We start from the raw sequence: 13,593 nt of genomic DNA on the forward strand, positions 1-13,593 counted from the left end.
CCGGCAGGGCGTGCGCCCGAGTCGGCCTCGTACTGGATGTACTTGGGCGATTCGGGCGTGCGTCCAGGCGGGATGCCCGGCGTCGCGCGCCTGGCAAGATCCGCCGGACAGGCCCTAGAGGGGGGTGACGGCCTTCAGCACCACCAGCAGCGCCACCGCCGCGTTGAGCGCGCACAGCGCCGAGGCCGCCGTGCCGACCGCGGCCACCATCGCCGCCAGGCCCGCCGGGGTCTTGGCCGGCGGCCAGTTGCGGGCCGTCGGCACCGGGCCGAGCAGCGCGGCCACCCGGCGCGGCACCGGGCCGGGCGCCGGGGCCGGGGCGGCGAAGGCCGCGAAGCCGGGCACCGGGGCGGCGTGCGAGACCAGGGCCGCCCGGGCCACCGCCCGGGCCGTGATCCGCCGGTCGCCCACCGCCTGGGCCGACTCCTCGTCCGCCCAGCGCTCGGCGCTGAACGCCACCGCCGCCTGCAACGGCCGCAGGAAGGGGTTGACGCAGGCGGCGAGCTGGGTGGTCAGCAGGTAGCGGTGGTGGCGGTGGCGCAGGTGCGCCCGCTCGTGCGCGAGCAGCGCCTCCCGCTCGTCCTCGGCCAGCCCGGCCAGCATCCCGGTGGAGACCACCACCCGCCCGGGCGAGCCGGGCAGCGCGTAGGCGTACGGGCTGCGGTCCGGCAGCACCGCGAGGTCACCGGCCTCGGCCGGCGCCTCCGGCAGCCCGGCCAGCGCCCGCCGGGCCCGGGAGCGGACCCGCAGGTGCCGCACGACCGTCCGGGAACAGGCGAAGCCGACCAGCACCAGCAGCCACATCGCGGCGGTGCCGACCGTCTCGTGGTACGGCAGCGCGTGCCGCACCTCCGGGTCGGACCAGCTGTCCGGCAGCGGGTTGCCGGGGATCTGCGCGGTGCCCACCACGCCGATCAGCCCGAGGCAGAGCACGCTGCACACCGCCATCACGGCGCTGATCACGGTCATCAGCCGGGCGGCACCGCGCGGGTGCAGGTGCTGCTCGGTCAGCCGGGCGATCGGCACCGCGGTCAGCGGCAGGATCAGCGGGAGGAAGACGAAGAAGCCCACGGGTCAGCTCTCACGGTCGGCCGCTGCGGGCTCCGCGGACGCGGCGTCCAACAGCGCCCGCAGCAGTTCCTCGTCGTGCGGCAGCAGCGCGGTGACGAAGCTGGCGAGGACGGCGTCCCGGTCCGCCTCGCCGTCGAGCATCCGGCGCATCCGCAGCGCGGCCAGCCCGGCGGCGTCGGCGGAGGCCTGCCACAGGTAGGAGCGGCCGGAGCGGCTCCGGGAGACGGCGTTCTTGGCGTGCAGCCGGGACAGGATGGTCATCACCGTGGTGTACGCCAGGTCGCCGTCGATGCGTTCCTGGACCCACCCCGCGGTGGCCGGGCCGGGCGCCCGCTGGAGCACCGCCAGCACCTGCGCCTCCAGCTCGCCCTGACCACGCCGTCGGGTCGGCGCGTCCCCGGACGCCGGGGCGTGCCTCTCGTCTGCCATGACGGCCCACTCCCTCCGGATGCCGCTCCCCGGACCGACGCGGGGCGCGGGGCCATCCTAACGAGCCGACGCCTCCTCCGGACGGCCCAACGCGAGGGTTCGGGCCCGCACCACCGAACGGCCCGGGGCGAGGACCCGGCAGGGGCCCCGGGGACAGGCCCTACGCCCGGGCCCGCTGGGTGACCGCGATGCAGCCCAGCACCACCACGGCCGTCACCGGCGCGGCCACCGGCAGCTCCTCCCCGAGCAGCAGCACCGACCAGACCAGCGTCAGCAGCGGCTGGGCGAGCTGCAGCTGGCTGGCCCGCGGCACCCCGATCGCCGCCATCCCCCGGTACCAGCACACGAACCCGCCGAGCTGGGAGACCGCCGCGATGTACGCCAGTCCGACCAGCGCCTTCGCGCCGAGCCGGACGGGCTCGGCGGACAGCCCGTAGGCGGCGGTCAGCACCATCACCGGCGCCGCGGCCACCACCGCCCAGGCGATCACCCGGGCGCCCGGGAGGTCCCGGGAGAGCCGCCCGCCCTCCGCGTACCCGGCCGCGCAGACCAGCACCCCGGCGAACAGGTAGAGGTCGGCGACGGTCGGCCGGCCGTGGCTCTGCAGCAGGGTGAAGCCGAGTACGGCCGCCGCCCCGGCCAGCGCCGCCGCCCAGAACGCCCGGGACGGCCGGCGGCCGGTGCGCAGCGCCGAGGCCACCGCCGTGGCCAGCGGCAGCAGGCCGATGACCACCGCCGAGTGGGCGGTCGAGGAGGTCCGCAGGGCGAGCGTGGTGAGCAGCGGGAAGCCGATGACGCAGCCGGCCGAGACCACCAGCAGGCCGGGCCACTGCCGGGCCGTCGGCAGCGGGGCGCCGGAGGCCAGCAGGTAGAGCCCGGCGAGCAGTCCGGCCAGGGCGCCGCGCAGTCCGGTCGAGGTCCACGGGCCGAAGCCGTCGAGGGACCACACGGTGGCCGGGAAGGTGAGCGAGAAGGAGGCCACCCCGAGGGCGGCGAGGGCCGTTCCGGAGGCGGTGCCGGGGGCGCCCGCCCCGGGTGCTATCGCCGCGAGCTGGGTAGCGCTATCTTGTGCCGTCATGAACGAGCGTAGCAGCGTGGCCGAACTCGCCGAAAGCCTCCGGCGGGAGGTCGAGCGCTACCCGGAAGGGCGAAAGCTGCCGTCCAGCCGGGCCCTGATGGAGCGCCACCAGGTCAGCCCGGTGACGGTCTCCCGCGCCATCGCGGTGCTGGTCGCCGAGGGGCTCGTGGTCTCCCGGCCCGGCGCCGGGGTGTTCCGGGCCGCGGCGGGCGGCCCCGGCCCCCCCTCCCCCGGGCCCCCCGGCGCCCCCCGGCCCGCCCCGGACTGGCGGGGGGGGGGCGGGCTCCCCCGCGGGGGGGGGGGGGGCGGCCGGGGGGGGGGGGCGGGCCGGCCCGGGGGGGGGGGGGGCGGCGCGCCCCCCCCCCCCCCCCCCCCCCGACTCCCCGGCGGCCCCGGCCGCCCGGCCCGGCGACCTGTCCTGGCAGGAGGTCGCGCTCAGCGCCGACTCCGGCCCGCGCGACCTGCTGGCCGCACCGGTGTTCGCCACCCTCCAGGTGCCGCCGCCCGGCGTCATCGACCTCAACGGCGGCTACCCCCACTCCTCGCTGCTGCCCGAGCGGCTGCTCGCCGCCGCCCTCGCCCGGGCCGGCCGCCGCCCGGGCGCCTGGGACCGGCCGCCCACCGACGGCCTCACCGAACTGCGCGGCTGGTTCGCCCGCGACATCGGCGGCCACGCCGGACCGATCAGCGCCGGGGACGTCCTGATCACCTCCGGCGGGCAGGGCGGCCTGACCGTGGCGATGCGCTCGCTGGCCGCGCCCGGCTCGCCGGTGCTGGTCGAGTCGCCGACCTACTCGGGCATCCTCGCGGTGGTGCGCGCGGCCGGGCTGCGGCCGGTGCCCGTCCCGGTCGACGCCGACGGCGTCCGCACCGATCTGCTGGCCGACGCCTTCGAGGCCACCCGGGCCCGGGTGTTCGTCTGCCAGCCGCTGTTCCAGAACCCCACCGGCGCGGTGCTCTCGCCCGCGCGCCGGGCGGAGGTGCTGCGGATCGCCCGGGCCGCCGGGGCGTTCGTGGTCGAGGACGACTTCGCCCGGCTGCTGGTCCACGCGGACGCCCCGGCGCTGCCGCGCCCGCTGGCCGCCGACGACCGGGACGGGGTGGTGGTGCACCTGCGCTCCCTCACCAAGGCCGCCTCCCCCAACCTGCGGGTCGGCGCCCTCACCGCGCGCGGCCCGGCGCTCGCCCGGCTGCGGGCCACCCAGGTGGTGGACAGCTTCTTCGTGCCCCGGCCGCTCCAGGAGGCGACCCTGGAGCTGGTCTCCGACCCCGGCTGGGCCCGTCACCTGCGCACCCTCGGAGCCGAACTGCGCGACCGCCGCACCGCCGCCGTGGCCGCCCTGCACCGGGAACTGCCCGGTGTGCTCGGCGCCCACCGGCCCGGGGGCTACCACCTGTGGCTGCGGCTGCCGGACGGCACCGACGACGCCGCCCTGGTCGCCGCCGCCCGGCGCCGGGGCGTCCAGGTCACCCCCGGCCGGCCGTACCACGCCGCCGAACCCCCGGCCCCGCACCTGCGGCTGAGCTACGCCGCCGCCGACGGCCCCGCCCAGGTCGCCGAGGGCATCCACCGACTGCGGACGGCCTACCAGGAGTCGACCGGCTGACCGCGCCCCGGACCCGGACCCGACCCCGGCCCCGGCCCCGGCCCCGCGCGGCGGCCGCTACGCCCGGTACCCGGCCATCCGCTCCAGCCGCGCGATCCGCTCCGCCATCGGCGGGTGGGTGGAGAACAGCCGCGCACCGGCCTCGCCCGGCCGGAACGGGCTGGCGATCATCATGTGGCTCGCCGTCTGCAGCTGGGGCTCCGGCGGGAGCGGCAGCTGGCGGGTACCGGCGTCGAGCTTGCGCAGCGCACTGGCGAGGGCGAGCGGGTCGCCGGTGATCCGGGCGCCGTCGGCGTCGGCCTGGTACTCGCGGGAGCGGCTGACGGCCATCTGGATCAGCCCGGCGGCGATCGGCCCGAGGATCATGATGGCGAGCATCCCGAACAGCCCGGGGCCGTCGTCGTCCTCGCTGCGGCCGAACGGGATCAGCCAGGCGAAGTTCACCAGGAACATCACCACCGAGGCCAGCGCCCCGGCGACCGAGGAGATCAGGATGTCCCGGTTGTAGACGTGGCTGAGCTCGTGTCCGAGCACCCCGCGCAGTTCGCGCTCGTCCAGGATCTGCAGGATGCCCTCGGTGCAGCAGACCGCCGCGTTGCGCGGGTTGCGGCCGGTGGCGAAGGCGTTCGGGGCCGGCGTCGGGGAGATGTAGAGCCGGGGCATCGGCTGCCGGGCCGAGGTGGAGAGCTCGCGCACGATCCGGTACAGCCCGGGTGCCTCGAACTCGCTGACCGGCCGGGCCCGCATGGCCCGCAGCGCGAGCTTGTCGCTGTTCCAGTAGGCGTAGGCGTTGGTCCCGAGGGCGACCAGCAGGGCGATCACGAAGCCGGTCCGGCCGAAGAAACCGCCGATCACCAGGATCAGTGCCGAGAGGCCACCGAGCAGGACGGCGGTCCTCAGTCCGTTGTGCCGGCTGTGCACGTCAGGCCCTCCAGTGGTGCGGTGGGGAAGCCCTTTCTGCCTCGTCCCTCTTGCCCGCTCAACGGGCGGGCCCCGGGACCTTGTTCCCTTGTGACCGACGCGACACCCGGTCGGCGGCTCAGAACAGCGAGCCGCCGGCCACTTGGAGGACCAACTGCGGGGCGACCGAGAGCACCACCGCCGCGGAGGCGGTGAGCCCCAGCGTGGCGGTCAGGCCGACCGGCAGCCGCCGCTCGGCACCGTCCTCGGCCGCGACGGCGGACGCGTCGGCCGGGGCGAACAGCCGGGCCGTCCACAGCAGGTAGTAGTACAGGGCGACGACCACGTTGACGGCCATCACCACGGCCAGCCACCCCAGCCCGGCGTCCACGGCCGCGCGGAACACCACGACCTTGCCGAACAGGCCGATCACACCGGGCGGCAGCCCGGCCAGGCAGAGCAGGAAGAAGGCCAGCGCCAGCGCCGTCCACCGGTTGCGGGCGAACAGGCCGCGGAAGTCGTCCACGCTCGTCCCGGCCCGGCGGCCGACGGCGGCGACCACCCCGAAGGCGCCGAGGTTCACCACGCCGTAGATCAGCGCGTACGCGGCGGTCGCGCCCAGCGGATCGGCCCCGGTGGGCGCGTAGCCGGCCGCCGCGAGCGGCACCAGCAGGTACCCGGCCTGACCGACCGAGGACCAGGCCAGCAGCCGCACCGCGCTGTACCGGGTGTCGAAGCGCTGCCGCAGCGCGCCGACGTTGCCGACGGTCATGGTGACGGCGGCCAGCACCGCGAGCACCAGGCCCCAGGTGTGGGCGTACGGGCGGAACGCGACGGTGGTGGCGAGCGCCAGCCCGGAGAGGCCGGCCGCCTTGCCGACCACCGAGAGGTAGCCGGCCACCGGCAGCGGGGCGCCGGTGTAGGTGTCGGGCACCCAGAAGTGGAAGGGGACGGCGGCGACCTTGAAGGCGAAGCCGACCAGCGTCAGCACCGCCCCCGCCTCGGCCAGCGCCTTGAGCTGGGCGGGCGCGTGCTCCAGCCCCTGGGCGACGGCGCCGAGGTGCAGGCTGCCACTGGCCGCGTAGACGAAGCCGATGCCGAGCAGCATCACGGCGGTCGCGGTGACGGAGGAGACGAAGAACTTGAACGCGGCCTCCGCGCCCCGCCCGTCCCGGCGCAGCGCGACCAGGGCGAAGGCGGGCAGCGAGGCGACCTCCAGGGCGATCACCATGGTCGCGAGGTCGCGGGAGGCGGGCAGCAGGGCGGCGCCGGTGGCGCTGGAGAGCAGCAGGAACCAGTACTCGCCGCGGGGCAGATTCTGGTCCTCGACGGTGTGCATCGACAGCAGCGCCGCGATCAGCGCGCCGCCGAGCGCCAGCAGCTGGAAGACCAGCGCGAAGTGGTCGGCGACGTAGGAGCACCCGGTGGTGTCAGTGGCCCCTGCTACGTTCCGGAGGCAGAAGGTGGCCCGGGGTGATCCCCCGGTGAGGGGGAGGAGGGCGAGCAGGGCGAGGGCGAGTCCGGCCGCGGCCAGGCGGCCGAGCCAGCGCTTGTGCCGTTCGGGCAGGAAGAGGTCGGTGACCAGCACCGCGAGGGCGGCCACGGCGGCGATCAGCGGGGGCGCGATCGCCACCCAGTCCACGGACTGGATCAGGCTGCCCGGGTTGGCTACGGCGAGGGAGGTCACAGTGTGCTGCCCCGTGGAGTGAGGTCCGAGTGCGGCGGTGTGGGCTGCGAGCACGGTCAGCCACCCCCGAGGAGGTGCTTGACGGCCGGGTCGGAGAGCCCGAGCAGGAGGGCGGGCCAGAGTCCGGCCACCAGGGTGAGCGCGGCCAGCGGTGTCCAGCTGACGGCCTCGTACGGCCGCAGGTCGGGCACCTCGGGCACCGGCGCGGGCTGCTCGGGGTCGCCCATGCAGACGCGCTTGACCACGATCAGCAGGTAGCCGGCGGTGAGCAGGGTGCCGAGGCCGGCCAGGACCATGTAGGTGACGAAGGCCGGGCGGGACAGCCCGGCGGCCGGGTCGAAGGCGCCGAACATGGCGAGCAGCTCGCCCCAGAAGCCGGCCAGGCCGGGCAGGCCGAGGCTGGCGACGGCGGCGAAGGCGAGCAGCGCGCCGATCCGGGGTGCCCGGCCGTACAGGGCGGCGCCGGTGGCCCCGGCGAGGGTGTCCAGGTCCGCCGTGCCGTAGCGGTCCTTGACCGCCCCGACCAGGAAGAACAGCAGGCCGGTGATCAGTCCGTGGGCGATGTTGGCGAACAGCGCGCCGTTGACGCCGACCGGGGTGAGGGAGGCGATGCCGAGCAGCACGAAGCCCATGTGGCCGACGGAGGAGTACGCGATCAGGCGCTTGAGGTCGCCCTTGGCGCCGGGGCGGGCCAGCGCGAGGCAGGCCAGCGAGCCGTAGACGATGCCGACGGCGGCGAAGGCGCCCAGGTAGGGGGCGAGCGTCGCGGTGCCGTCCGGCACGACCGGGAGGAGCACCCGGACCAGTCCGTAGGTGCCCATCTTGAGCAGCACGCCGGCGAGCAGCACCGAGCCGACCGTCGGGGCGGCGGTGTGGGCGTCGGGGAGCCAGCTGTGCAGCGGCCAGGCGGGGGCCTTGACCGCCAGCCCGACCATGATCGCCAGCGCGGCGACCACCTGGGTGGTGTGGCTCAGGCCGTTGCCGTGCCCGGCGGCCAGCGCCTGCATGTCGAAGGTGCCGGCCTTGCTGCCGATCAGCAGGAAGCCGAGCAGCATCACGGCCGAGCCGAGCAGCGTGTAGAGGATGAACCGGTTGGCCGCCGGGGTCCTCGCGCCGCTGCCCCAGCGGGCGATCAGGAAGTACATCGGGATCAGCACGATCTCGAAGGACAGGAAGAAGAGGATCAGGTCCAGCACCGCGAAGGTGGCGAGCATGCCGACCTCCAGGAGCAGGAACAGCCCGACGAAGGCCTGCGGCGAGGGGACGCCGTCCCCCTCCGGCAGCCGCTTCTCCGAGTACAGCGCGCAGAGGAAGGTGAGCAGCGCGGTCAGCACGACCAGCGGCAGCGAGACGCCGTCCACGCCGAGGTGGAAGCGCACGTGCAGGGCCGGGATCCAGTCCAGGTCGGTGGTGGCCTGCATCCGGGCCGGCGCGTCGTGGTCGAAGCCGGCCGCGAGGAGGACGGAGAGCAGCAGCACCGCGCCGGTGAGGACGGAGTTCAGCCGCAGCGCCCGGCGGCCGGCGACGGCCCGGTCCGGGCCGAACACCGGCGCCAGGGTGAGCGCGGCGCCGAGCAGTGGCAGCACCAGGAGGGCGATGAGGACCGCGTTCATCGGGGGCTCCCAGCTTCGGCGGCGGACGGGACGGAGGGGACGGGGGTGGGGAACGACAGCACCGGCTACACCGCCACCAGGACGGCCAGCAGGACGACCCCGGCCAGCAGGGCGCTGAGGTAGGTCTGGGCGTTGCCGGTCTGCGCGAGCCGGACGGCCCGGCCCAGCAGGTTGGCGCCGATCCCGCTGCCCTGCACGTAGCCCTCGACGACCTCGCGGTCGAGGAAGCGGACCAGCCGGGCCGCCGCGACCACCGGCCGGACGAACAGCAGGTGGTAGAGCCGGTCGACGCCGAAGCCGTGCCGGGCCGGGCCGAACAGCGGGCCGAGCAGGGTGCGCCCGGGGTCGGCGACGACCACCTCGGCGGCGGGGGCTCCGGCCTGCTCGGGCACCCTCCCGGCGGCGGCCGGGGCCGGCCGGCCGGTGGTCAGCCGTGCAGTGGCCGAGCGCCAGGCGCCGTACGCGGCGAGCACGCCGACCACGGCGAGCCCGGTACCGGTGACGGCGGTGACGCCGGTGGGGCGCAGCGAGCCGCCGTCCAGCAGCGCGGGCAGCCAGTCCGAGCGCAGCCCGGCGACGCCGAAGCCGATGGTCGGGACGGCCAGCACCCACAGCGGCCAGCGCATCGCGGGCGGCTCGGCGGTGGCCGGGTCGGCCTCGTCCGGCTCGGGCGAGTACGGCGCGTCGGCCTCGGGGGCGGCCGGGGCGGCCTGGGCCGCCCGAACCGGTGCGGCCGCGCCGGCCGGGCTGTGGAAGGTGACCAGGAACAGCCTGGCCGCGTAGGCGCCGGTGAGCAGCGCGGTGAGCGCGGCCGAGATCAGCACGATCCAGCCGGCCGCCTGCGGCACCGCCGAGGCCGGGCCGAGGCCGTTGGTCAGCGCCTCGCCGTTGGCGGCGTGCTCGGCGGCGGTGAGCACCGCCTCCTTGCTGAAGAAGCCGGAGAACGGCGGCAGCCCGGCCAGCGCGAACAGCGCGATGCCCATCGTCCAGTGGGCGTCCGGGACGGTCCTGCGCAGGCCCGGGATCCGGGACATCGCGGAGATCGAGTTGGTGTGCGCGGCGTGGATCACCACGCCGGCGGCCAGGAACAGCAGCGCCTTGAACGCACCGTGGCTGACCAGGTGGAACACCGAGGCCTCGCGGTCCCCGCTGGCCAGCGCGCCGGCCATGTAGCCCAGCTGGCCGACGGTGGAGTAGGCGAGGACCCGTTTGAGGTCGTCCTGGGCGAGCGCGCAGAGTGCCGAGCCGATCATCGTCACGGCGGCCATCACCGCGAGCACCACCAGGGCCGCCCCCGACTGGAGGAACACCGGCAGCAGCCGGGCCACCAGGTAGATGCCGGCCGCGACCATGGTGGCGGCGTGGATCAGGGCGGAGACCGGCGTCGGACCGGCCATCGCGTCCGGGAGCCAGGTGTGCAGCGGGAACTGGGCGCTCTTGCCGGCCACACCGGCGAGCAGCAGCAGCGCGACCAGCGTCGGGTGGCCGAGCCGGCCCTCGGTCGCGGCCGACAGCACGTCGGTGATCCGGAAGCTGCCGGCGTCCGCGGCAAGCAGGAAGATCCCGAACAGGAACGGCACGTCACCGAGCTTGGTGACCAGGAAGGCCTTGAGCGAGGCCGACCGGGCGTCGGCGCTCTCCCAGTGGTGGCCGATCAGGAAGTACGAGCAGACGCCCATGACCTCCCAGCCGACCAGCAGCACGACGAGGTCGCCCGAGTAGACCACCAGGAACATCGCCGCGGTGAACAGCGAGACCAGCGCCGCGTAGGACGGGTAGCGCCGGTCCTCCTTGAGGTACGCGGTCGAGTAGACCTGGACGCAGGTGGCGACCAGGCCGACCAGCACCGAGATCAGCGAGGTGAAGCCGTCCAGGTGGACGGAGAGCGCGATGTCCGGACCGCCGGTCGGGGTGAGCCGGGTGGCGGCGTCCAGGGTCCGGCCGGTGCCGAGCTGGAGGGCGACCACCAGGGCGAGCACGGCCGAGACGGCGACCGGGACGATCGCCAGCGGCCGGGCCAGCCCCGGCGCCTTCTTGCCGACGGCCAGGGTCGCGGCGGCGCCGAGCGCGGGCAGCGCGGGGACGAGGACGGGCAGGGCGAGGTTCATGCGGTGGCCCGGCCCTTCAGTGCCTCGGCTGCGACCGGCTCGTCCTCGGCCGGGGTGTGCGGCTCGGCCGGGTCGCCGAGCGCGGTGGCCCGGTCGATGTCCGCCGTGCCCCGGGCCCGGAACAGCAGCAGGACGATGGCGAGCCCCAGCCCGATCTCGGCGGCGGCGACGGTGATGGTGAACAGGGTGAGCGCCTGCCCGGCGTGCAGCGAGTCGCGCAGCCAGGCGTCGAAGGCGACCAGGTCGAGGTTGACGGCGTTGAGCATCAGCTCGACGGACATCAGCACCAGGACGGCGTTGCGCCGGGCGAGCACGCCGTACACGCCGACGCCGAACAGCAGCGCGGCGAGGACGACGGGGTAGGCGAGGTGCATCAGCTCTCCTCCGACGCGGACGACGAGGACGACGCGGGTGCCGAGGGCTCGGGCTTGGGCGTGGTCGCGGCCACGGTCCCGTTCGAGCCGACCGGCCGTCCGGCCCGCAGCTTGCCCGCCCGCGGCGCCGGCACCCGGCGCCCGGACCCGCGCGACAGCACGATCGCGCCGACCAGCGCCGCCAGCAGCAGCACGGACAACGCCTCGAAGGGCAGCACCCAGTTGCGGAACAGACTGGCGCCGGTCACGGCGGCCGAACCGCCGCCCGCGCCGAGGTCGATCCAGGAGGTCCGGAAGGCGTCGACCACCAGGGTCACCAGCGTCCCGGCCGCGGCCAGCGCCACCACCAGGGCGACCCAGCGGTTCTCGGAGTCCGCGTCCGGCGAGCGCCCGATCGGCGCCCTGGTGAGCATCAGCCCGAACAGCACCAGGACGACCACCGAGCCCAGGTAGATCAGCACCTGCACCCAGGCGATGAACTCGGCCGTGAGCAGCAGGAACTCCACCGCCAGCCCGCCGAGCGCGACCACCAGCCAGAGCGCGGCGTGCACCAGCTGCTTGGTGGTCACCGAGACCACCGCCGAGCCGAGCACCGCGATGCCGACCAGCAGGAAGACGACCTCCTGCCCGGTCGGGGACAGGAACGAACGGGCGGCCGGCTCCAGGGAACCGGTCGCCGCGAGGAACGTGGCAGCGGCGTTCACGCGTCGTCACCCTTCTCCTCGGTGGCCTCGGCAGCGTCAGCAGCCTCGGCGGCGGCCTCGATCGCCGCGACGGCCGCGGCGGCCAGCTTGTCCGCCGCCTTGCGCGCGGTGGCGATCTCCTTGGGCTCCTCGGCCGCCGGGTCCAGCGCCGGCGGCGCCGGGACGGTCCACATCCACTCGCGGAGCTTCTCCCGCTCGTGGGTCAGCTCGTGGATGTCGGTCTCCGCGTACTCGAACTCCGGCGACCAGAACAGCGCGTCGAAGGGGCACACCTCGATGCAGATCCCGCAGTACATGCAGAGCGAGAAGTCGATGGCGAAGCGGTCCAGCACGTTGCGGGTGCGGGCCCGGGCGTTCGGCTCGGCGGCCGGCAGCGTCTCCTTGTGGGAGTCGATGTAGATGCACCAGTCCGGGCACTCGCGCGCGCAGAGCATGCACACCGTGCAGTTCTCCTCCAGCAGCGCGATGACGCCGCGCGAACGCGGCGGTAGCACCGGCTGGACCTCGGGGTACTGCGCGGTGACGGTCTTCCTCGTCATCGTCCGCAGCGTCACGGCCAGGCCCTTGGCGAGGCCGGCACCGGGGAAACTCATGCGATCGCCACCTTGATGATGCCGGTGAGGGCCAGCTGGACGAGCGCGAGCGGGATCAGCACGATCCAGGCGAAGCGCATCAGCTGGTCCTCGCGCAGACGCGGGTAGGTGACCCGCAGCCAGATGACCACGAAGGCCAGCGCGAAGGTCTTGAGGAGCATCCAGAGCCAGCCGAGCTGGTCCGCCATCGGCCCGTGCCACCCGCCGAGGAACAGCACCGCCGTCAGCGCCGACACCACCAGGATGCCCACGTACTCGGACAGCAGGAACAGCGCGAAGCGCAGCCCGGTGTACTCGGTGTACGCGCCGAAGATGATCTCCGAGTCGGCGACCGGCATGTCGAACGGCGGCCGCTGGAGCTCGGCCAGACCGGCCGTGAAGAACACGAAGGCGCCGATGATCTGCCAGGGCAGCCAGTACCACTGCCAGGCGTCCAGGATCCCGGGCAGCGACAGGGTGCCGGCGGCCATCGCCACCGAGGCCGCCGCGAGCACCATCGGCAGCTCGTAGGACATCAGCTGGGCGGCCGTGCGCAGGCCGCCGAGCAGCGAGAACTTGTTCGCCGAGGCCCAGCCGGCCATCAGCTTGCCGATCACGCCGACGCCCATCACGGCCAGCACGAAGAACAGCCCGGCGTCGATCGCCTGCCCGACGAAGCCGTTCGGGCCGACCGGGATCGCCAGCAGCACGAAGAGGTACGGCAGCAGCGAGACGGCGGGCGCCAGCTGGAAGACCCGGCGGTCCGCGTCGGCCGGGACGATGTCCTCCTTCTGGGCGAACTTCACCCCGTCCGCGACGAGCTGGGCCCAGCCGTGGAAGCCGCCCGCGTACATCGGGCCGAGCCGGCCCTGCATGTGCGCCATCACCTTGTGCTCGGTCTGGCCGATGAGCAGCGGGAAGACCAGGAAGACGACCAGGGTGGCGACGCAGCGGAGCACCGTGTCGAGCAGGTTCACGCGCCGTCTCCGTCCTGGTCGGCCGCTCCGGCCGAGTTCTCGTCCTTCGCCCCGCCGGGCTCCTGCTCGCCGGGCCCGCCCGACGGCTTCTCCTCGTGGGCGGGCACCGGGTGGTGCCAGGGCGCGTCGGAGGACCGGGGCCGGGCCGGGGCCTGGGGCTCGGCCGTCGGTTCGGCCGTCGGTTCGGCCGTCGGTTCGGCCGTCGGCTCGGCGGCGGTCTCGGCGGCCTGGCTGACCGAGCCGGCGGACACCGACCGGGTCCGCCGCGGCCGGTCGGTCCGCACCGGCGGAGCGCCTTCGGCAGCGGGCACGCCGGGCACGCCGGGCACGCCGGGCACGCCGGGAGCAGCCGAGGCCTCCGGAGCCGCCGCCTCCTCGCCGCCCGCCTGGCTCGCCGAGCCCTCGGAGACCGACCTGGTCCGCCGCGGCCGGTCCGCCCGCACCGCCGGAGCGCCCTCGGCGGCAGGTGCGCC

At 75.2% G+C, this 13,593-nt stretch carries 11 protein-coding genes and 3 pseudogenes; 2 read left to right on the plus strand and 12 right to left on the minus strand.

All coding sequences use genetic code 11. The annotated features are described in order from the left end of the window. Nucleotides 1-114: 114 nt before the first annotated feature. The 3 genes from ACFWXO_RS42505 to ACFWXO_RS42515 form a co-directional block, all read right to left on the minus strand. Entirely contained in the window at nt 115-1,071 is a 957-nt protein-coding gene (locus ACFWXO_RS42505; protein ID WP_375881907.1) for a M48 family metalloprotease, read from the minus strand. 3 nt (nt 1,072-1,074) lie between these two features. Beyond that, on the minus strand, nt 1,075-1,500 hold the full coding sequence (locus tag ACFWXO_RS42510; protein WP_375881905.1) for a BlaI/MecI/CopY family transcriptional regulator: 426 nt from the start codon (nt 1,498-1,500) through the stop codon (nt 1,075-1,077). A gap of 160 nt (nt 1,501-1,660) precedes the next feature. Continuing rightward, entirely contained in the window at nt 1,661-2,578 is a 918-nt protein-coding gene (locus ACFWXO_RS42515; RefSeq protein WP_380531880.1) for a DMT family transporter, read from the minus strand. On the opposite strand from ACFWXO_RS42515, the pseudogene ACFWXO_RS42520 reads away from it, so the two are divergent. Continuing rightward, a pseudogene (locus ACFWXO_RS42520) lies at nt 2,514-2,787 on the plus strand (winged helix-turn-helix domain-containing protein); the annotation flags it as partial. The gene ACFWXO_RS42515 and the pseudogene ACFWXO_RS42520 sit on opposite strands and share 65 nt — an antisense overlap. Before the next feature lie 186 nt (nt 2,788-2,973). Further along, a pseudogene (locus tag ACFWXO_RS42525) lies at nt 2,974-4,185 on the plus strand (PLP-dependent aminotransferase family protein); the annotation flags it as partial. 57 nt (nt 4,186-4,242) lie between these two features. On the opposite strand, the gene htpX reads toward ACFWXO_RS42525, so the two are convergent. From htpX to ACFWXO_RS42570, 9 genes and pseudogenes are all read right to left on the minus strand, one after another. Then, entirely contained in the window at nt 4,243-5,106 is an 864-nt protein-coding gene (gene htpX / locus ACFWXO_RS42530) for a zinc metalloprotease HtpX (RefSeq protein ID WP_375881899.1), read from the minus strand. 118 nt (nt 5,107-5,224) lie between these two features. Continuing rightward, nucleotides 5,225-6,772, minus strand: a complete 1,548-nt coding sequence (locus ACFWXO_RS42535) for an NADH-quinone oxidoreductase subunit N (RefSeq protein WP_380531883.1) — start codon at nt 6,770-6,772, stop codon at nt 5,225-5,227. A 56-nt stretch (nt 6,773-6,828) separates the two neighbouring features. Beyond that, on the minus strand, nt 6,829-8,385 hold the full coding sequence (locus tag ACFWXO_RS42540; protein ID WP_380531885.1) for a NuoM family protein: 1,557 nt from the start codon (nt 8,383-8,385) through the stop codon (nt 6,829-6,831). Between the two features lie 65 nt (nt 8,386-8,450). Continuing rightward, nucleotides 8,451-10,493, minus strand: coding sequence for an NADH-quinone oxidoreductase subunit L (locus ACFWXO_RS42545; protein WP_380531888.1), 2,043 nt, complete (start codon nt 10,491-10,493; stop codon nt 8,451-8,453). Beyond that, nucleotides 10,490-10,867, minus strand: coding sequence for an NADH-quinone oxidoreductase subunit NuoK (gene nuoK / locus ACFWXO_RS42550; protein ID WP_380531890.1), 378 nt, complete (start codon nt 10,865-10,867; stop codon nt 10,490-10,492). Before nuoK ends, ACFWXO_RS42545 begins: the two co-directional genes overlap by 4 nt. Next, nucleotides 10,867-11,571 (minus strand): NADH-quinone oxidoreductase subunit J, encoded by a 705-nt coding sequence (locus ACFWXO_RS42555; RefSeq protein WP_380531893.1) that lies wholly within the window; start codon nt 11,569-11,571, stop codon nt 10,867-10,869. The genes nuoK and ACFWXO_RS42555 overlap by 1 nt, the downstream gene beginning before the upstream one ends. Then, nucleotides 11,568-12,164 carry a NuoI/complex I 23 kDa subunit family protein gene (locus ACFWXO_RS42560; RefSeq protein ID WP_380531896.1) on the minus strand — a complete coding sequence of 199 codons (597 nt, stop codon included), beginning with the start codon at nt 12,162-12,164 and terminating at the stop codon, nt 11,568-11,570. Before ACFWXO_RS42560 ends, ACFWXO_RS42555 begins: the two co-directional genes overlap by 4 nt. Next, on the minus strand, nt 12,161-13,120 hold the full coding sequence (gene nuoH, locus ACFWXO_RS42565) for an NADH-quinone oxidoreductase subunit NuoH (protein WP_375881885.1): 960 nt from the start codon (nt 13,118-13,120) through the stop codon (nt 12,161-12,163). The genes ACFWXO_RS42560 and nuoH overlap by 4 nt, the downstream gene beginning before the upstream one ends. Then, a pseudogene (locus ACFWXO_RS42570) lies at nt 13,117-13,593 on the minus strand (NADH-quinone oxidoreductase subunit C); the annotation flags it as partial. The pseudogene ACFWXO_RS42570 and the gene nuoH, both read right to left, overlap by 4 nt.

The sequence above is a fragment of the Kitasatospora sp. NPDC059088 genome, from assembly GCF_042738155.1.
Lineage (GTDB): Bacteria > Actinomycetota > Actinomycetes > Streptomycetales > Streptomycetaceae > Kitasatospora.